Source organism: Paenibacillus pinistramenti, assembly GCF_005869875.1.
GTDB classification, from domain to species: Bacteria; Bacillota; Bacilli; order Paenibacillales; family Paenibacillaceae; genus Fontibacillus; species Fontibacillus pinistramenti.
This window is the reverse complement of sequence record NZ_VAWG01000025.1, coordinates 24,248-43,292: the sequence shown is the minus strand read 5'-3', so window position 1 is coordinate 43,292 and position 19,045 is coordinate 24,248. Positions and strand designations below refer to the sequence as shown.

Here is a 19,045-nt window from a genome sequence, read left to right as displayed (position 1 = left end):
GCCCCCCTCAAGATGAGATTTCCCAATTAGTAAGACCCCTTGAAGACGACGAGGTAGATAGGCTGGAGGTGGAAGTGCAGCAATGCATGGAGCTGACCAGTACTAATCGGTCGAGGGCTTATCCAAATGGACCCCACAAAGTGAAGAAGAAGCTTCGCAGCGGATTCCGAATACTTTGCGGGGACCCCGAGAACATCTAATTCGAAAATATTGTTTCGTATCCAGTTTTCAGGTGATCAAACCTGAGTATTCATGAAATTCATCGGCACGATTCGTGATCGACCGAATTTCATGAAAGAGAAGATGGTTGATATTTTCTCGAAGCGATTTCGAGGAGCGGAGGCTCCGAAAAATCATGTTTGGTGGCGATGGCGGAGGGGTTCCACACGTATCCATCCCGAACACGACCGTTAAGCCCTCCAGCGCCGATGGTACTTGGACCGCAGGGTCCTGGGAGAGTAGGAAGCCGCCAAGCAATCTAAAGACACAGTCTCCATAAATGGAACTGTGTCTTTTTGCGTTTCTTACGTATTTTGTTGAACATATTTTTCTAAATAGTTGGAGGACCGTCAGCAAGCGTTACCCTGCGTATTGTCGGTATCCGAACAGATTGAACAAGATATGGACCGAGATTTCTTCTTCTCAGCGGAGGAAGCTAAGGCGTATGGAATCATCGACAAGGTCATCTGCTAAGGGTGACCTTGCATCACAGAGCCTTAACCTGGCGGGGTTAAGGCTTTCTTTTTTGATAAAACCTGTAATAATGTGCACCCTACATAGACACAAGTTCGCTTGCTGTGAGCTTTGTCTTTGACGGATTCTCATAGCCTTGACAGCCCATATCCCCTTTGCTAAGATTGCAATAATATATTTTTGCAAGGGTGCAGCCCGGGTTTATTTTATTAGGGAAATCGGCTTTTGTAAGGAAAATAGAGCGATCATTTAAGGAGGATTTTTTGAGGTGTGGGAGAACAAGTTTGCTAAAGAAGGATTAACGTTTGACGATGTTTTGCTGATTCCGCGTAAGTCGGTGACTTTGCCTAAAGAGGTGGATGTGTCCACGCAGCTGAGCAGCAGCGTAAAGCTGAACATTCCGCTGATCAGTGCAGGCATGGATACCGTGACGGAAGCAGCTTTAGCGATTGCTATTGCGCGTGAAGGCGGCGTCGGCATTATCCATAAGAATATGCCAATTGAGCAGCAGGCCGAAGAAGTTGACCGGGTTAAACGTTCGGAAAGCGGCGTAATTACCAACCCGTTCTATTTGACACCAGATCATCTGGTATCCGATGCTGAACGCGTGATGGGCAAATTCCGCATTTCCGGTGTGCCGATTGTGGACGAGCAGCAGAAGCTGGTTGGTATTCTTACAAACCGTGACCTGCGCTTTATTCATGATTACAACATCAAGATCAGCGAAGTGATGACCAAAGAAAATCTGGTGACTGCACCGGTCGGGACGACCCTTCAGGAAGCGGAAATTATTTTGCAGCAGCACAAAATCGAGAAGCTCCCGCTTGTTGATGATAACAATGTCCTTAAAGGACTTATTACGATTAAAGATATTGAGAAGGCAATTCAGTTCCCTAACGCTGCAAAAGATGCACAGGGCCGTCTGTTAGTCGGTGCTGCTATTGGCATTTCCAAAGATACATTTGATCGTGCAGACGCTCTCGTTAAGGCGGGTGTGGACCTGATCACGGTTGACTCTGCGCATGGTCACCATATCAATATTATTGATGCGGTTCGCAGCCTGCGGGAGCGTTTCCCGAATTTGACCATTATGGCCGGCAACGTTGCGACTGGTGAAGCGACCCGCGAACTGATTGAAGCTGGCGCTTCCATCGTTAAGGTTGGTATTGGTCCAGGTTCCATTTGTACAACCCGCGTCATTGCAGGTATCGGCGTACCGCAGATCACAGCGGTTTACGATTGTGCAACGGTTGCCCGTGAATATGGTGTACCTATCGTTGCTGACGGCGGTATCAAGTACTCTGGTGAGATTACGAAAGCAATTGCGGCTGGTGCGCATGCTGTGATGCTCGGAAGCTTGTTTGCCGGTACGGATGAAAGCCCAGGCGAATCGGAGATTTATCAAGGCCGTAAATTCAAAGTCTACCGTGGTATGGGTTCCATGGCAGCCATGAAGCAGGGCAGTAAAGACCGCTACTTCCAGGACGATGACAAGAAGCTCGTACCAGAGGGCATTGAGGGCCGCGTGGCTTACAAAGGGCCTTTGTCTGACACTATTCATCAGCTGATCGGCGGACTCCGCTCCGGTATGGGCTACTGCGGAACCAAGACGCTGGAAGAACTGCAAAATGATACGGAGTTTGTGCGGATTACGGGTGCAGGTCTGCGTGAAAGCCATCCGCATGATGTACAAATTACGAAGGAAGCTCCAAACTACTCCTTATAATCGTAAGAGTGGGAATAACTGCTAGGACGGACCGGGCATAGAACGCCTGGTCTGTCTTTTTTTTGCTGTATGGCCTGTGATAGAATAGAAAACAGTTTAAAAGAGAAGATGAAGGGAGTAAATGTTTTGAAATCAACGGATACCAAGCAAAAATGGACCAAACAGCGCAAGTTTAAGAGAGCTGTTGCTATTATTCTATTAATTCAGATGCTGACTGCCGCCCCTGCGGTTTCCATGGCTGAAGGGTCGGATGCAAATACATCAACTACTAATGCTGCAACTACAACGAATACGTCTGCAGATACTTCGGCAAATACCTCTAATACAGCGGCAGCTCCTGCTGCAGACACTGCAGCTGAGGTTGTTATGCCGATTGTGCCTCAGCTTGCGGTGAAATCAGCGGTTTTGCTGGAGCCGACAACAGGCCAGATCCTGTACTCCTTTAACAGCGAAGAGGCGCTTCCGCCTGCAAGCATGACAAAGATGATGACCGAATATATTGTCGCGGAGCAGGTTAAAGAGGGCAAGCTCAGCTGGGATGACATGGTCACTGTAAAAGAGAATGCAGCGGAGCAGATCGGTTCGCGGGTATTTTTGGCACAAGGTGAACAATATACTGTCAAGCAGCTGTACATCGCGATGGCTGTAGGCTCTGCCAACGATGCTACGGTTGCTTTGGCTGAGCTGGTGGGCGGAACAGAACAAAACTTTGTGAAAATGATGAATGACGAGGCCAAGCGGATGGGCCTGCCGACGGCTTATTTTGCCAACTCAACGGGTCTAAGCATTGCGGATATGCCGGAAGCCTACCGGCCTGACAGTACAAAGGAAACGGTAATGTCGGCGATGGATGCGGCTATTTTGGCTAAATACATTGTTGACGATCATCCGGATTTTTCCCAATTTACAACGATTCCTTCCTATAAGCTGCGCGACCGGGATACAGATCCGATCATCAACTATAACTGGATGCTGCCGGCCAATGCTTCTAATACGTATTTGAAGCAGTTCGCCTACGAGGGTCTGGACGGGATGAAGACAGGCCATACATCGGCTGCCGGCCAGTGCTTTACTGGTACTGCTGTCCGCAACGGGGTACGGCTGATCAGCGTGGTCATGGGGGCGAGCACTGAGGCGACCCGTTTTACGGAAACAGCGAAGCTGCTGGATTACGGCTTTAATAACTTTGAGATCAAGAAAACCATTCCGGCTAAGTCGACCATTGATTCCGCCAAAACCGTAAGCGTGAAGAAGGGCAAACAGACCTCTGTACCGCTTGTGACCGACCAGGACGTTAATTTTGTTCTTCCTAAAGACGTTACTGGCGCTCCGTCCGTTACTGTAAACCTGACTACCAAAGAGCTTACAGCACCGGTGAAAAGCGGCACAAAAGTCGGCACAGCCACTTATTCTTATAAAGTACAAGGCTCCAATACTCCAATCCAAAGAACCGTTAACTTGGTAACGTCGCAAGAGGTGGAGAAGGCAGGCTGGTTCAAGCTGTTCATGCGCGCCATCGGCGACTTCTTCCATGATCTGTTCGGCAGCGTTAAAAACTTGTTCTAACTCTGAATATAACGGCTCAAATCCGACTTCAATGATTGTATATTGAGCAGGTTTCATGTAAAATTTAAAGTTAGATTAAAGGATGGAATTTTTATTCTCCGCAGGTGTAAAGAGCCATAGGGAGTAAATGATCTATATAACGGGAGGTTAATTATGAAGACAGGAACACCTACAGTTAAAAGAGGCATGGCAAAAATGCAAAAGGGCGGCGTCATCATGGACGTCATGAATGCTGAACAGGCGAAAATTGCTGAAGCAGCAGGTGCCGTTGCGGTTATGGCTTTGGAGCGTGTACCTTCCGATATTCGTGCAGCAGGCGGGGTTGCGCGTATGGCCGATCCTACTATTATTGAACAAGTAAAAGATGTGGTATCTATTCCGGTTATGGCCAAAGCCCGCATCGGACATTATGTAGAGGCTAGAGTGCTGGAGTCCTTGGGCGTTGACTATCTCGATGAGAGTGAAGTTTTGACCCCTGCTGACGAGGTTTACCATATTGATAAACGTGAATTCACGGTACCTTTTGTCTGCGGTGCTAAAGACCTGGGCGAAGCGCTGCGCCGGATTGGTGAAGGAGCTTCCATGATCCGTACGAAGGGCGAGCCGGGAACAGGCAACATTGTTGAAGCTGTACGTCACATGCGTCTGATTAACAGCCAGATCCGTAAAGTGCAGAACATGTCGAAGGACGAGCTGTATGCCGAAGCCAAAAACCTTGGCGTACCTTACGAACTGCTGTTTGAAGTTCATGAAAATGGCAAACTGCCGGTCGTAAACTTCGCTGCAGGCGGGGTTGCAACTCCAGCAGACGCTGCTTTGATGATGCATTTGGGTGCTGACGGCGTATTCGTAGGCTCCGGTATTTTCAAATCGGAAAATCCTGAGAAATTTGCACGTGCGATCGTTGAAGCTACAACGCATTACACGGACTACAAACTGATCGCTGAAGTATCCAAGAACCTGGGTACACCAATGAAAGGGATTGAAATTTCCACACTGGCAGCGAACGAGCGTATGTCCCAGCGCGGCTGGTAAGCTGAAGGGTATCACCAAAACAGCTGTTTAGAGAGAAAGAAGGTACCTTCATGAAGATCGGAGTGTTGGCGCTTCAGGGCGCCGTTGAGGAACATATACGAAGCATTGAAGCTGCTGGCGCAGAAGGTGTAGAGGTTAAGCATGCAGAACAGCTCGGAGAGCTTGATGGACTCATCATTCCCGGCGGGGAAAGCACCACAATCGGCAAGCTGATGAGAAAATACAGCTTCATCGAACCTATCCGTCAGTTTGCGGCTGAAGGCAAGGGTCTGTTCGGCACCTGCGCTGGTCTGATCGTTCTGGCCGAATCCATCGAAGGCGGAGAAGAGCCGCATTTATGTTTGATGGATATTACGGCTTCCCGTAATGCCTTTGGCCGTCAGCGGGAGAGCTTTGAGACGGACTTGGACGTGAAGGGGATTGATAATCCTGTTCGGGCTGTTTTTATCCGTGCGCCTTTGATTACGAAGACAGGTCCTGAAGTGGACGTGCTGTGTACGTACAAGGATGAGGTTGTAACGGCCAGACAGGGTAAAATCCTTGTGACCTCCTTCCACCCGGAGCTTACCGATGATTTCTCTTTGCATCAATATTTCTTGGATATGATAAAGGGCGGGTAATTTCACCGATCAGAGGGAAGAAAGAACCTGCCTGGCGGCACAATAGAGGGGCGGGGGCAATTCCGCTCCTTTTGCCTTGAATTTTTACTTTATGCCTATGGTTCTGATTTAGGAGGGTAACCCATGTTGGATGTCAAAATTTTGCGTAATGACTACGGTCGTGTAGAAGCCGCTCTTAAAGCGAGAGGCAAATCGCTCGATTTGATCGCTGACTTTCCAAAGCTGGATGAGAAACGCCGGGAGCTGCTGCAGGAGAGCGAACAGCTCAAGAACCGCCGCAACGTCGTTTCGGGCGAAGTGGCCAAGCTGAAGAAAGCGAAAGAGAATGCGGATGACCTGATTGCGGAGATGCGCCAGGTTGGCGACCGTATTAAAGAGCTGGATGAAGAAGTGCGGGAGCTGGAGACGCAGATCGACCAGCTGACGATGAGCATTCCGAATATTCCGAGCGAAAGCGTACCTGTAGGTGCTTCTGAGGAAGATAATGTGGAAGTGCGCCGCTGGAGCGAGCCGCGCCAGTTCTCTTTTACCCCTAAAGCGCATTGGGACATTGCTTCTGAACTAGGGATCTTGGATTTCGAAGCGGGGGCGAAGGTCACAGGTTCCCGGTTTACGTTCTACAAAGGTTTGGGGGCGCGTCTTGAGCGTGCTTTGATTAATTTTATGATGGATCTGCACAGCAACGAGCATGGGTATGAAGAGGTTTTGCCGCCGTATATCGTTAATCGGGACAGCCTGTATGGAACCGGGCAGCTTCCTAAGTTTGAGGAGGATTTGTTCAAATTAACGGACAGCGATTATTATCTGATCCCAACTGCTGAAGTACCGGTTACGAACTACCATCGCGATGAGATCCTGGATGGCGCCGATTTGCCGCGTTATTATGTGGCTTACAGCTCCTGTTTCCGTTCTGAGGCGGGTGCGGCCGGACGCGATACACGCGGATTGATCCGTCAGCACCAGTTCAATAAGGTAGAGCTGATTAAGCTTGTTCACCCTGATACTTCCTATGAAGAATTGGAGAAAATGACAGGCAATGCGGAACGCGTGCTGCAGCTGCTGAATCTGCCTTACCGGGTGCTGAGCTTGTGTACGGGGGATATGGGCTTTACAGCTGCCAAAACGTATGATCTGGAAGTATGGCTGCCGGAGAGCGGCATGTACCGCGAGATTTCGTCCTGCTCGAATGTAGAGGATTTCCAGGCCCGCCGGGCAAGCATCCGTTTCCGCCCTGATCCAAAGTCGAAGCCGGAATTCGTGCATACGCTGAACGGCTCCGGCTTGGCTGTAGGACGCACAGTTGCCGCTATTCTGGAGAATTATCAGCAGGAGGACGGCAGCGTGGAAATTCCGGAAGTGCTCCGTCCGTACATGGGCAGCATTACACACATTACCAAGAAGAAATAAACTTGATATTACCTTAGTGATATGATAAAATCTAATTCGTTACGTTGTTCTTAACGATGAAGATTTTATTGGAGAGATACCGAAGCGGTCATAACGGGGCGGTCTTGAAAACCGTTAGGGTGCAAGCCCACGTGGGTTCGAATCCCACTCTCTCCGCCATACATACACATTAGCGCCGCAGTCCTTTGGGACTGCGGTTTTTGATTTTTAATGGCACTCCATCCTGCGCTTGGTATAGAACCCGCCTAATCTCCGCATGTTACTAAGGAAGGGAAGCGGGGAGAAGGCGCATGTCTTTGCTGCCGCGGTCCCTTTTACATGGATAGGCAATAATGGTTCTGTGAACACGGAGGAGGGCTTAACGATGAGCAAACCAAGAAGCATGCCTGTACCAGGCGTACAGCCTAAACAGGAACGGCGCAAGGGCAGCGGAGGTCCCGAGCCGCTGTCAGGCTCCAAGAAAGTGAAGAACCGGAATCACGTCGACCATAACAATCCGGAAGGTTAATAAACCGGATCGGCCCGCTTCTTCATCTGAGGGAAGCGGCGTTATGCTGTGCGGTTCAAGCGGAATTGAGAAGGAAGTTTGAGTGGGCCGGGCCGGCATTAGCCGGCCTATTTTACTGTACATAAATGTTATCCTTGCTAGCGGAATTATACTGGTAATTGCATTTTGTTAAATTTATATTCATGTAAAGCAACTTAACGGAGGACATCAGGCCAATTTAATGTCATAATAATAGAGTAGGGATAAATGTAACCTTCAGGTTATGAATCCTGTATAGAACAGAAGAAATGGGGATGAGATCCAAAATTTATAGAAAAGGAGTGTTATAAAATGTTCCATCTTGCAAATGGCGAACAAGGCTTGCAGGCTGCATCGCTTCCTCCAAAGCAGCATAACAGGCGTTCGCTGGCCAGTATTCTGGCCAGGTGCCTGTTCATTATGGTCGGCGCGGTGATTTATGCCGTAGCACTGGAGCTTTTTCTAGTTCCCAATAACATTACAGACGGAGGCATTACCGGTATAGCGGTAATTGTCGCCCATCTTAGCGGCTGGTCCCTCGGTTTATTCCTGTTTATTCTCAATATTCCCTTCCTTCTTATCGGTTACAAGCAGATCGGTAAAACGTTTGCGTTATCCACATTGCTTGGCATCATTGTCATGTCGACGGTCACCGTTCTGCTCCACCATGTAGACGGCGTAGTAGAGGATACGCTCCTTGCCTTTGTCTTCGGCGGTATCCTGCTTGGTTTAGGCTCGGGTATTGCCATCCGTTTTGGCGGGTCTTTGGACGGAACGGAGATCATTGCAATTTTGCTGGCGAAGAAGCTTCCTTTTTCCGTTGGTGAAATTATTATGGTGTTCAACCTGTTTATTCTCGGCAGTACGGGATTTGTGTTTAACTGGAATTCGGCGTTGTTTTCTATTTTAGCTTACTATATTGCCTCTAAAGCCATTGACATTACGGTGGATGGTTTAAATGAGTCGAAATCGGTATGGATTATCAGTGATCGGATTCAGGACATCGGGGATGCGATTCTAAGCCGTCTTGGACGGGGAGTTACTTACCTATCAGGCGAAGGCGGATTCTCGGGAGATCCGAAGAGAGTGATCTTCTGTGTGATTACCCGTCTGGAAGAAGCGAAGCTGAAAGAGATTGTGAATCATTTTGATGAAAACGCCTTTCTGGCAGTCGGCAACATTCATGACGTCAAGGGCGGGCGGTTCAAGAAACGGGATATCCATTAAAAATAACGATATTAAGAGCCCGCACCAGGGAATCAGCCCCGGTGCGGGCTCTTTGTTATCTGCGACTCTGCGGCTCTGCGGCGCTACCTGCGGCGCAGCCTGCGGAAGAACTCGCTGAGCATGGAGCTGCACTCCTCCTGAAGCACCCCGGACAGCACCTCTGTCCGGTGATTAAAGCGAGGCTCTTGCAGCAGATTCATCAGGGTGCCTGCGCAGCCGGCCTTCGGATCGGCCGTTCCATAGACGACGGCGGGAAGCCGGCACTGGACGATCGCTCCGGCGCACATGGGGCAGGGCTCGAGGGTCACATAGAGCCTGCAGTCCAGCAGCCGCCAGGCGCCAAGGGCCTCGCTGGCCTGGCGGATTGCGATCATTTCGGCATGAGCGGTAGAATCATGCGTGGTTTCTCTAAGATTATGGCCGCGGCCGATAATCTCGTTATTTTTGACGACTACGGCCCCGATAGGCACCTCGCCAATGGCCTCCGCTTTGCGGGCTTCCTCTATGGCGAAGCGCATCCAGTATTCATCGGAATACTCTTCTGATGAGGAGAGAAGGACTTCTTTTTCAGACATGCTTGCAAACAGCTCCTTGCTTCATTTTGTGGATATTATCCAACGAACATTTATTCGTTTGTTAACATGATGTTGATAAACCTGTGGATAAGAGTGGTTTTATGCACATTTTTACTAACAAGGTCTAATAAATTCTGTGGAATTGTGCACAATCTGTGGACAAAATGTTGATGAGTGATGAATATCCTTGCAAAAGGCCCCAGCCGATTGATTCCATTGTAATCTTCGTGAATAGGCTTATCAATCTATAGGCAAATGCCGTCGAAAATTGTATCATGTTAGAGTGAACCAATATTAGCCATCCTGAGTCTGAGTCTGGAGGTGCGGGCAGCTTGTCGATCAAAAGAAAGATGATCCTGTTATTGTTTGTTTCGCTCTCAGCCATGGTGCTGTTAAATATGGTTCTTGTATATAATCATGGCAGGAATACCCTTCGCGGGGACTATGAATCCAGACTGATTTCAGGTACACGGCAGGCCGCGGTTTCGCTGGAACAAAGCCGGTTTGGCTCGAATTATGCTGAACAAGATATGGAGAAAGATTTATATAGAGCCGCACAAACAGCTGCCGGGGAGCTTGCATCGGACTGGTCGAAGGTGACATTAAACCAGCTGACCGATTTGAGCCGAAGGACAGGCGTAAGCGGTTTTTCCCTTTTATATATGAAAGATAGCCAAGTGCAGGCCGGACTGTCCACAGATCCTCTGCGTTTGGGCAAGCCTGTGAATAACTATGCAGATGTTCCCTCGTCGTACTTTCAACCATTCGCCCATCCTCCAGGCCCGCAGGATCATGGCCCTCACTGGACAGATACCTACAGTCAGATTACCGGAACATGGCAGTCAGAGGACCGGATGGGTTTTTACTATGATGGAAGAAGCAATTATATGGTCAATGTATTTATACGGCCTGATGATGCGAACCGGGATTTAACACGGCTGGGATTACCCGCGGCTATGAACCTGTTGAAGCAGAATGATTCCACGATCCTGGAAATCACGGGTCTCAGGATAGAGCGGAATGAACTTCGGCTGATGGAGAGAAACGACTCTTTTCGAGATTTGGTGCTGTATGGAGGCTTTCAATTCCCCGATCCGGCTGTGGATGAACGCATCAAGGCAGCACAAAGAGGACCGGGCCTGGTCACTGACCTTACTCTGAACGGCAAACACTATTTGCAAAGTTATGTCCCGGTTACCCCGCTGGAAGGGCCGGCTTATGTTCTGCGAATGGTTTACAGCTATGATCCGCTTCTAACCGAGCTCCGTTCTTACTTAAAGGTCCACATTCTGGCCTTAGTCATTACGCTGCTGGTGCTGCTGCTGGTGGTCTATATTACTGCAGGGTGGTTGATGCGGCCGTTCAGAAGCATTCTTGCGAAGCTGAAAGAGATGTCCAAAGGCCGGTTTGGACCCTTGCTCCAGCTGAAGAACCGCGATGAGTTTGGCTTGCTGGCCAACCACATTAATGTGCTGGCTGAGAGCTTAAGCGAATACACATCCAAAATGGAGAAAATAAATCTGGAGAACCGCTCCATGCGGGAATACCTGGAATCTGTCATTAACCAGACCGCAGATGCCATCCATTTATCCGATCCCAATTGGCGGATTCTCCGGGTCAATCATGCGTTTGCACAGCTGTATGGTTGGAAGGAAGATGAGATCGCCGGGCGTGAGCTTCCGTTTGTTCCCAGCGGCAAATGGCAAGAATGGGAGGAATGGGAGAGGGAGCTCGCTTCAGGAGAACAGCTGCCGTGGGAGGAGACCCTCCGGCTGCGGAAGGATGGAACTGAGGTTGAGGTCAGCATAAGCCATTCTCCGGTCTTCAATAAAAATGGAACCATCATTGCTTATATCACGATTTCAAGAGATATGACCGAGCATAACCGGATGCAGGAGCTGCTGCGGCGCTCGGAGAAGCTGACGACGGTCGGACAGCTTGCGGCGGGAGTGGCGCATGAAATCCGCAATCCGCTCACGACGCTGCGGGGGTTCCTCCAGCTGCAGCAGCAGACAAAGAAATTCAATTCCCGGCATGTGGATATTATGCTATCTGAACTCGACCGAATTAATCTTATAGTCAGTGAGTTCTTGATTCTGGCCAAGCCGCAGGCGAGTCATTTTCAGGATAAGGATATCAGGTATGTGCTGGGCGATGTGATCTCTTTGCTCGACAGCGAAGCTCATTTGCACGGCATAGAGTTTGTTAGTGATTTCTCGAAGGACCCGGTCATTGTGCATTGCGAAGAGAATCAGCTCAAGCAGGTATTCATTAATATCTTGAAGAATGCCATGGAAGCTATGCCGCGCGGCGGCGGAATCGGTCTAAAGGTCATTAAAGAGGGCGGGCAGGCCTTAATTGGAATTATTGATGAAGGAGAAGGCATCCCCTTCGAGAAGATCTCCAAGCTCGGCGAGCCGTTCTATACAAGCAAGGAGAAAGGGACAGGCCTGGGGCTGATGATCAGTCAGCGGATTATCGAAACCCACAGAGGGACCTTTAATATTAACAGCATGGTCGGATGGGGGACGATGGTCACCATTACTTTGCCGCTGGCGGAAGCTTCAAGCGAAGATCCGGATGGACGGCCGGGCCCGCATCCAGGCAGTAGTGCAAGTCAGGAGGGTTAAACGATTGCGTATCAATAAATGGATTAGCGAGACGGGGTTCTGCTCCCGCCGGGAGGCAGATAAACTGATCGAAGCCGGCAAGGTAACCATCAACGGAGAAGTGGCGGTGCTGGGAAGCCAGGCGGAGGATGGCGATGACGTAAGAGTAAACGGGCAGCGGCTCACAGCCAAACCGGTAGAAGGTGTCTATATCGCCTTGAATAAACCGGTAGGGATTACAAGCACAACCGAGCATCATATAAAAGGCAACATCGTCGATTTTGTCGGGCATGTGCAGCGCATCTTCCCGATCGGCCGTCTGGACAAGGACTCAGAAGGACTGATTCTGATGACAAGCGACGGAGACATTGTGAATAAAATTCTTCGCGCTGAAGGCAAGCATGAGAAGGAATATATTGTAACGGTAGATAAACCGGTAACGCCAAGGTTTATACAGGCCATGTCGGAGGGCGTGAAGATTCTGGGGGAAATGACGCTGCCCTGCAAAGTAACGCGAATCTCCGAGCGGGTCTTCCGGATTATTTTAACGGAAGGCAAGAATCGGCAGATCCGCCGGATGTGCTCTGCTTTAGGCTACAACGTGCGGATGCTTCAGCGGATCCGGATTATGAATATCCATTTGGGCAATTTGAAATCAGGGGAGTGGCGGGACCTCACGCCGCAGGAGAAGCAGGAGCTTGGCAAACAGCTGAATTACAAGCTGCAGTAGCCTGGCAGCAGTAGCCTGCCAATGGAACATCAGCAGGGTTTAATCAATTGCAGTTGTCACATAAGACAAAAGAAAGCCCGGGACGCAAAGTCCCGGGCTTTCTTGCTTTAGTGGCTGTATAAAAGGCTGCGAGTCCATGCCGCGATCACTTAAGGTGTAGAAGAAATCGAGACTTGACTGTCCGGATCCTGATATTTACGGATAATCGAGATTTCAACCCTCCGGTTCTTTGCTCTGCCGGTTTCTGTATTATTGTCGGCAACCGGATGATATTCACCATAGCCGATCGGGCTGAACATTTTAGGATCAAGTTTGTTGTTCAGGAGCAGAATCTCCATGAAATTCCGGGCCCGGGCAAAGCTCAGATCCCAGTTTGATGCAAATTCGTCATTATCAATCGGAACGTTATCCGTATGACCGGAGATCAGGACTTCATAGTCCGGGAACTTCTCCAGCATGCTGGACAGTGATTTGGCCAGCACCTGCGCATCCGGCTTGACGGTCGCACTGCCGGAAGGGAACAGGGCGTTGTCACTGATCGTAATCAGCAGCTGGGACTGGTTCAGCTTGGTGCTCAGCTGGGACGTTAAACCGCTCTGCTTGATATAATTGTCCAGCTGCTGCTTCAGCTTCTCCAGATCTTCCTGCTCCTGCTTGCGGAGCGCATTCTGCTTCTGAAGCTGGCTCATGCTCTGCGTGCTTGTAACAGGTGTGCTTGTGTTCTGGTTATCTTGTTCTTTGGTCGGGGTGTTCTTGGTCGTGCCGTTGAGAGTACTTTGATCCAGAACGCCGACCCCTCCCGTTAAGGCAGCATTAAAAGCTTCACTCATCTCTTCAAACTTCTTGGCGTCAACCGTACTCATACCGTAGAGAACGATGAACAGGGCAAGGAGCAGGGTCATAAGGTCGGAGTACGGGAGCAGCCAGCTTTCGTCGTTATGCTCTTCGTGATGCTCGTGCTTCTTATTCTTTTTGCTCACCGCTGTCCGCCTCCTTATCCTGAAGTTTTGCACGTTCGGCCGGTGTCAGGAATACGGACAATTTTTGCTGAATAGCAATGGTAGATACCCCGGATTGGATGGACAGAAGTCCTTCTACCATCATCAGGCGGATTTCAATTTCACCTTTGGACATACGTTTTAGTTTATTTGAAATCGGGTGCCAAAGGACGTAACCGGTGAAGATACCGAGCAGGGTTGCGATAAACGCAGCCGCGATAGCGTGAGACAGCTTCTCCATGTCACTCATATCCGCGAGAGCGGCGATCAGACCGATAACCGCGCCGAGTACACCCAGCGTTGGAGCGTACATACCGGCCTGGGAGAAGATCAGGGCTCCCGCGCGGTGCCGTTCTTCTGTTGCTGCAATGTCTTCCGCCAAGACATCACTGACGAATTCCTGATCGTTACCGTCTATAATCATCCGCATACCGCTTCGCAGGAAGTCATCATTAATTTCCTCGACTTTGCTCTCCAGTGCCAGCAGACCTTCCCGGCGGGTAATGGAGGCCCACTCGGTAAACATCGTGATGATCTCGCTCTTGCTGAGCATCTTCTTAGGGAACAGCAGGGCTTTAAACAGCTTGGGTACCCGCTTCATATCGGACATTGGGAAGGCAACGAACAGGGAAGCCATGGTTCCCACAAGGATGATGACAAATGCAGCCGGGTTGTTCAGAGCGGAGACCGGAGCCCCTTTCAGGAACATCCCGCCAATGAGAGCGACCAGACCTAAGACTATACCGATTATACTTGAAATTTCCATTCCTACACCTCATCCATGAGAATTGAATCTTTCTATCCTCCCGGCATCCTTCCGGGAAGTGAAACACGAAATGCTTTATCTTTTTTATCGACAGATTTCTGTTATTTTTTAAGGCATTTTTTTGGGTATAATGAAGAATGACCAAAAGCTGGAACATCAGCAGGAGAGGGGTACGAACATGGGAGTTAAACACGGCAGGGATTATGCTTTGATATTGGCAGAATTAACGGAGGCTATGGCGGCTGTACCGGATAGTTATATTTTCTTCGAGATGGAACCGGAGGATTGGGAGCGTCTGCCGCAGGAGGACCGCCGGGAAGTATGGGAAGCGCTTGCGGAGGACCTCTTTTACGGCCTTGGCGAAGAGCCTGTCATCACTGTAGGAAGCGCAGTTGTCATGCATGACGGGGCTGTCCACAGAATAAACGTTTTAATTGGCGAAGAAGAGCTGACCACGATTTCACTTATTTAAAAGTGGTGTGTGCGCTTTGCGGAACGGATGGCTTTTCCTCAGTCTTAATGATAAAATGATGGGATAGTTAGGAGGAATCGAAATGCCATTTTCACCTGAAGAGGTCGAAGCGCATTTGGAGAAGCTGGAAGGCTGGAAGCAGGAGGAAGGGCGCTGGATCGTCCGGAAGTTCAATTTCTCCAGTTATATGAAGGGCATTGCTTTTGTAGCGGAGGTCGCGGCGATATCGGAGGCTTTTGACCACCATCCTTTTATCACTATAGACTACAAGGTGGTTACGCTTCGGTTAACTTCCTGGGAGGAAGGCGGCATCACTGGCGTAGATATTAAAGAAGCTCAGCAGTATAACGAAGCTTATGATAGAATGAACAGTCCGGATTAAATGTTGAATAATCTTACGTCATGGCCGCCCGGCCATCATGCCAAGAGCATCACCCCAATAGCATCATGCACAAGACTTCACGCCAAGAAGCGCATCAACCTGTACGGAGGGTGCGCTTCTTTTTTATTGAGCGGGAATTAAGAGAACTTAAGGACGGGAAGTGGATCCGGAAGGCTGATACACCATGCAGTAAAAAGGCTTCATCCCTGACGGAGTCTGCCGCTCGTACAGATCGGTAATGGAGAAACCGGCTTTCTGGTAGGCGCGGATCGCCCGGTTGTTCCAGGTCAGCACTTCCAGATCAATTTCATGCTCCGGAAAGCGGCGGACCGCCTCCTTAACGATGGCACCCACAAAGGCAGCACCGCGGCCGTGTCCGCACCGTTCAGGCTTCATGCCGATGCCAAGCCGGATCACCCCGACCATAGGAAAATATTGCGCAAATCCGCACAGCTCCCCCTGCTCATCCAGCAAGGAGACATACTGCTCCCGGCGGATCTGCGGATCTCCGAACTCCACCCCAAGCTCCTTCATCTGTTCCCAGGGCAGCCAGCCGTAAATATTATAAGGGGGCTCATACTTCCAAGCGCAGATTTCCGCCCCGTGATGTTCTTCCATCGGTACCACCTGAAAGGAATAACCGCTTTGCTGGTTCATACTCATCCCCCTTGTCAGATCACCAGATTACAGGCAGGCTAAAGACGCCGCAGATTCAAGTTTACTGTACCCGAGAACCGCTGCAATTGCAAAAGTAAAAGTGCCCTGAAACAGGCCCTGATCCTTGTTTCGGGCAGACGGTGCGGGGTAATACATAGGTATAAGCGTATGTGCTGATCAAGACTTCCTTTGCGGAAAAATAATTACAAAATTTCCTCCGCACGCTGGAACCTTTTTCAGAAGTATCACGTTATAAATACAGAATAATGACAGAGCAAGAACAAGAACAAGAAAGAAACGAATACCAGAAAAAAAAAGCCGCAGGCGATTCCGGCAAGAATCGTGCGGCCAACAAGAACAACATGCAGAATGCTCCTCCGCCTGGCAGGGCGGAAGGCCTTGCAGAGCAGAGCTTATTACAGATCTACAGCATAAGTTGTATAAGTATAATTGCTTAACACGCGTTTGGCTCCAACATAACGGTTGGCAAAATAGCTGTTGCTCAGCTTGTCCAGGCGGACGCCTCTTGAAGAGGAGGCATGTGCGAACATTCCGCCGCCCATGTAAATCCCTACATGGGAGACACCGCTGCCTAAAGTGTTGAAGAACACCAGATCCCCGGCCTTCAACTGGCTTTTGGCAACTGCTGTACCTTGTTTGAACTGTGCTTTCGATTGACGTGCCAGTGTTACACCCATCTTCTTAAACACGTATTTCGTAAATCCGGAGCAGTCAAAAGCTCCGTTCCCGGTAGCTCCCATTTTGTAAGGGGTTCCGTAAACGGAATTTACAACTGTGCTGAGGGTGGATGCGGATGCGGTGTTTGCTCCTAATGTTCCTGCGGATAAGAGGAGAGCCAAGCTCACTGCCGCTGCTGCTAAAGTCTTTCTCAAGATGTCAAACTCCTTCCAAGGCCTGCGAGGTTAGCTTGAGGATTCGGTCGAAGGTTCCCTATGACCCTCTGATAGCGAGGTCAATTCACCCATGATTGGTTCCCCCGTTTCCCAGGTGCGGGGAATTCGGCTGGTTATTTTGTGATGGCACCTGACAATGTTACGGACGAATAAGACGTAAACGAACTTGTCCATTTCTGCGGCTTCCGGCAATAATTACAAATTTGTTACCATTACGGACTTAAGTGTAACAAAACGCTAAGAAATTCGCAAGGAATGTTAGCGTTTTCTCTGGTAAATATCTCAAAATCGTCTTTTAGTCCTATTCCTGCCCGCCAGCGGGAAGGATGGACCTAGACCGGTTCAAGAGCCTTGCAGATATTCCGGGCAAAAAAAAACCTTTAAACCATTCCGGCAAGAATGATTTAAAGGGCGGGCAGATGACCCGTCTTATTCGACGTTGTCATCGTCAGCGGAATTGTCCGCGACGGCCTCATAGACGTCATTGCTCATAATGCGTTTGGCTCCAACATAGCGGTTGACATAATAGCTTTCGCTTAATTTGCTGATCGTTACTCCTTTGGAGGAGGAAGCGTGAGCAAATTTGCCGTCTCCTACGTAAATCCCTACGTGGGAAACGCCTTTGCCAGTGGTGTTAAAGAACACCAGATCGCCAGGGATGAGCTCGCCTTTCTGTACTGCGGTACCCATTTTGTACTGGGCGCCTGATTGATGCGGAAGCGTGATGCCGAGCTTTGCGTATACATATCTTGTGAAACCGGAGCAGTCAAAACCATTGGTTGTTGTTCCGCCGGATTTATAAGCTGTACCCAAAGCACCGTCCACCACTTTGTCCAACTGGGTGTCTGCCGCGAAAGCGCTGCCAGAACCCAACGTGAACAATACTGCAAGACCTACCGCTACTGCTGCCAACTTCTTCTTCAAACTGTGTGTACCCCTTCCAATGCCTACGAGGTTAGCTTAAGGATTCGGTAGAAGGTTCCCCCTATGATCACTCCGTTGCGAGATCAATTCACCCAAAGTGGTTCCCCCGTTCCCCTGATGCCTGGGGATTAGGCTTATTCTTTATTAGCATCTGAAGCTAGTTATTCGACATCATTTTCAAGAATCCTGCTACTTAATTAAGAAAGAATTACAAAGTTGTTACTTGTTTGGTTGAGGTCATTGTATCAGCAGAAGGTGCAATTTGGCAACCACTATTTTACCTATTTTTGCTGCCCTAACTAGATGGAGAACGGGGAAAAAGCCCGAGCACAGCCGCTCAGGCTTAGTAGAGAGCGATATAGAAGAAAGTCTTGCAGGCTGTTCGCGGACCCTTATTTATTTGAGCCTTCTTTCCACAAGTGGAACTGGGAGGCCGTATGCCAGATACTCAGGAAGCTGCCGATCAGCGGATAGGTCTGGTGCAGGATCAGTCCGAGTATGCCCGTCCAGATCCAGGAGCCTGCTGTAAACAGGGTGCTGATCAGCAGGGTCAGGCCGCCAAGCAGGAGTGAAATCCAGATGACCTTGGCCAGGTTCTTCAGGCACCACAGAAGGGATGGAGCAAGGCCTGTTCCTGAAAGCCAGCCCAGCAGGGCGTATTCCAGAAGCTTTTTCACCAGGTAGAACCACAGCCCCCAGCCCAGCAGCGCAGCTCCGCTAATCCAGAGGGAATGGTGATCCCCGTTCAGCAGGAGAATAGACCGTCTGTACCCTTCAGGAAGGAGCCACCAGGCAGGGAGCAGCCCCAGAACCAGCTCCGCGAGGAAAAAGAGGCTGACCGGCTTCCAGCGCTTCCGGATCCCTTCAAAGAAGAGCCAGCCCGCCCCGTCGCCGTCCCGCTCCTCAAGCAGGCCGTGGTAAATCCCCGCCCGGATCAGCGGCGTAAGGAGGAGGCGGAGCAGCATCATCCCGGCGAGCAGGCCGCCGTAGAGCCGCAGCTGGCTGCTGTCCTGAAGTCCCATCTGGCCCTCGACAAAGAAGAGCAGCCGGCTCAGTTCGCCGGGTCCGGGCTCGGGATACCGCTGGAGAATCGGGAGGATGGCGGAATGAATGGTTTTGTACAGAAATACGCCCCACAGCAGCCGGTAGAGAAAAAGAAGGATTGCAATGGGCAGCTGCTTGACAGCGCTGCTCCAACCGCTCCGGATATACGTCATC

Annotated in this window: 18 protein-coding genes, 1 tRNA gene, 2 rRNA genes, 1 pseudogene and 2 riboswitches; of the genes and pseudogenes, 15 read left to right on the top strand and 7 right to left on the bottom strand. The window is 50.0% G+C overall.

Annotation, left to right across the window (positions count from 1 at the left end; translation table 11 throughout):
• The 11 genes and pseudogenes from FCN15_RS18185 to FCN15_RS18135 form a co-directional block, all read left to right on the top strand.
• Window positions 1-126, top strand: a 23S ribosomal RNA gene (locus FCN15_RS18185); the annotation flags it as partial.
• Between the two features lie 232 nt (window positions 127-358).
• Window positions 359-475 (top strand): 5S ribosomal RNA (gene rrf / locus FCN15_RS18180).
• 128 nt (window positions 476-603) lie between these two features.
• A pseudogene (locus FCN15_RS18175) lies at window positions 604-693 on the top strand (ATP-dependent Clp protease proteolytic subunit); the annotation flags it as partial.
• A 268-nt stretch (window positions 694-961) separates the two neighbouring features.
• Window positions 962-2,419 (top strand): IMP dehydrogenase, encoded by a 1,458-nt coding sequence (gene guaB / locus FCN15_RS18170; protein WP_138496401.1) that lies wholly within the window; start codon window positions 962-964, stop codon window positions 2,417-2,419.
• 108 nt (window positions 2,420-2,527) lie between these two features.
• Window positions 2,528-3,985, top strand: a complete 1,458-nt coding sequence (locus FCN15_RS18165; RefSeq protein WP_138496399.1) for a D-alanyl-D-alanine carboxypeptidase family protein — start codon at window positions 2,528-2,530, stop codon at window positions 3,983-3,985.
• Window positions 3,986-4,135: 150 nt separating this feature from the next.
• Complete coding sequence (gene pdxS, locus FCN15_RS18160; protein ID WP_203232179.1) at window positions 4,136-5,020, top strand: pyridoxal 5'-phosphate synthase lyase subunit PdxS; 885 nt, start codon at window positions 4,136-4,138, stop codon at window positions 5,018-5,020.
• 50 nt (window positions 5,021-5,070) lie between these two features.
• Window positions 5,071-5,640 (top strand): pyridoxal 5'-phosphate synthase glutaminase subunit PdxT, encoded by a 570-nt coding sequence (gene pdxT / locus FCN15_RS18155; protein WP_138496395.1) that lies wholly within the window; start codon window positions 5,071-5,073, stop codon window positions 5,638-5,640.
• Between the two features lie 123 nt (window positions 5,641-5,763).
• Complete coding sequence (serS, locus tag FCN15_RS18150; RefSeq protein ID WP_138496393.1) at window positions 5,764-7,047, top strand: serine--tRNA ligase; 1,284 nt, start codon at window positions 5,764-5,766, stop codon at window positions 7,045-7,047.
• A gap of 70 nt (window positions 7,048-7,117) precedes the next feature.
• Window positions 7,118-7,206 (top strand) — tRNA-Ser (locus FCN15_RS18145).
• A 205-nt stretch (window positions 7,207-7,411) separates the two neighbouring features.
• The gene (locus FCN15_RS18140; RefSeq protein ID WP_138496391.1) at window positions 7,412-7,555 is read left to right on the top strand and encodes a small acid-soluble spore protein P; all 144 of its coding nucleotides are present in this window, start codon (window positions 7,412-7,414) and stop codon (window positions 7,553-7,555) included.
• A gap of 330 nt (window positions 7,556-7,885) precedes the next feature.
• On the top strand, window positions 7,886-8,800 hold the full coding sequence (locus FCN15_RS18135) for a YitT family protein (protein ID WP_138496390.1): 915 nt from the start codon (window positions 7,886-7,888) through the stop codon (window positions 8,798-8,800).
• Window positions 8,801-8,883: 83 nt separating this feature from the next.
• On the opposite strand, the gene tadA is transcribed toward FCN15_RS18135, so the two are convergent.
• A complete protein-coding gene (tadA, locus tag FCN15_RS18130; protein ID WP_138496388.1) occupies window positions 8,884-9,375 on the bottom strand; it encodes a tRNA adenosine(34) deaminase TadA in 492 nt (163 codons plus the stop codon).
• 332 nt (window positions 9,376-9,707) lie between these two features.
• Between tadA and FCN15_RS18125 the strand changes: the two genes are divergently transcribed.
• Together FCN15_RS18125 and rluF are read left to right on the top strand one after the other, a co-directional pair.
• Complete coding sequence (locus FCN15_RS18125) at window positions 9,708-12,005, top strand: sensor histidine kinase (protein WP_238996743.1); 2,298 nt, start codon at window positions 9,708-9,710, stop codon at window positions 12,003-12,005.
• A 4-nt stretch (window positions 12,006-12,009) separates the two neighbouring features.
• Window positions 12,010-12,714 carry a 23S rRNA pseudouridine(2604) synthase RluF gene (gene rluF / locus FCN15_RS18120; RefSeq protein WP_138496386.1) on the top strand — a complete coding sequence of 235 codons (705 nt, stop codon included), beginning with the start codon at window positions 12,010-12,012 and terminating at the stop codon, window positions 12,712-12,714.
• 149 nt (window positions 12,715-12,863) lie between these two features.
• On the opposite strand, the gene motB is transcribed toward rluF, so the two are convergent.
• Window positions 12,864-13,694, bottom strand: coding sequence for a flagellar motor protein MotB (gene motB / locus FCN15_RS18115; RefSeq protein WP_138496384.1), 831 nt, complete (start codon window positions 13,692-13,694; stop codon window positions 12,864-12,866).
• A complete protein-coding gene (gene motA / locus FCN15_RS18110; protein ID WP_138496382.1) occupies window positions 13,678-14,478 on the bottom strand; it encodes a flagellar motor stator protein MotA in 801 nt (266 codons plus the stop codon). Before motA ends, motB begins: the two co-directional genes overlap by 17 nt.
• A gap of 178 nt (window positions 14,479-14,656) precedes the next feature.
• Between motA and FCN15_RS18105 the strand changes: the two genes are divergently transcribed.
• Together FCN15_RS18105 and FCN15_RS18100 are read left to right on the top strand one after the other, a co-directional pair.
• Window positions 14,657-14,950 (top strand): hypothetical protein, encoded by a 294-nt coding sequence (locus tag FCN15_RS18105; protein WP_138496380.1) that lies wholly within the window; start codon window positions 14,657-14,659, stop codon window positions 14,948-14,950.
• An 82-nt stretch (window positions 14,951-15,032) separates the two neighbouring features.
• On the top strand, window positions 15,033-15,332 hold the full coding sequence (locus FCN15_RS18100) for a 4a-hydroxytetrahydrobiopterin dehydratase (protein WP_138496379.1): 300 nt from the start codon (window positions 15,033-15,035) through the stop codon (window positions 15,330-15,332).
• A 147-nt stretch (window positions 15,333-15,479) separates the two neighbouring features.
• Here FCN15_RS18100 and FCN15_RS18095 read toward each other — a convergent pair whose 3' ends face one another.
• From FCN15_RS18095 to FCN15_RS18080, 4 genes are all read right to left on the bottom strand, one after another.
• On the bottom strand, window positions 15,480-15,989 hold the full coding sequence (locus FCN15_RS18095; RefSeq protein WP_138496377.1) for a GNAT family N-acetyltransferase: 510 nt from the start codon (window positions 15,987-15,989) through the stop codon (window positions 15,480-15,482).
• Between the two features lie 416 nt (window positions 15,990-16,405).
• Window positions 16,406-16,882 (bottom strand): C40 family peptidase, encoded by a 477-nt coding sequence (locus FCN15_RS18090; RefSeq protein ID WP_138496375.1) that lies wholly within the window; start codon window positions 16,880-16,882, stop codon window positions 16,406-16,408.
• 4 nt (window positions 16,883-16,886) lie between these two features.
• A riboswitch (cyclic di-AMP (ydaO/yuaA leader) is annotated at window positions 16,887-17,024 on the bottom strand.
• A gap of 308 nt (window positions 17,025-17,332) precedes the next feature.
• Entirely contained in the window at window positions 17,333-17,827 is a 495-nt protein-coding gene (locus FCN15_RS18085; protein WP_138496373.1) for a C40 family peptidase, read from the bottom strand.
• Between the two features lie 5 nt (window positions 17,828-17,832).
• A riboswitch (cyclic di-AMP (ydaO/yuaA leader) is annotated at window positions 17,833-17,972 on the bottom strand.
• Window positions 17,973-18,219: 247 nt separating this feature from the next.
• A complete protein-coding gene (locus FCN15_RS18080) occupies window positions 18,220-19,044 on the bottom strand; it encodes a hypothetical protein (RefSeq protein ID WP_138496371.1) in 825 nt (274 codons plus the stop codon).
• Window position 19,045: the final 1 nt, after the last annotated feature.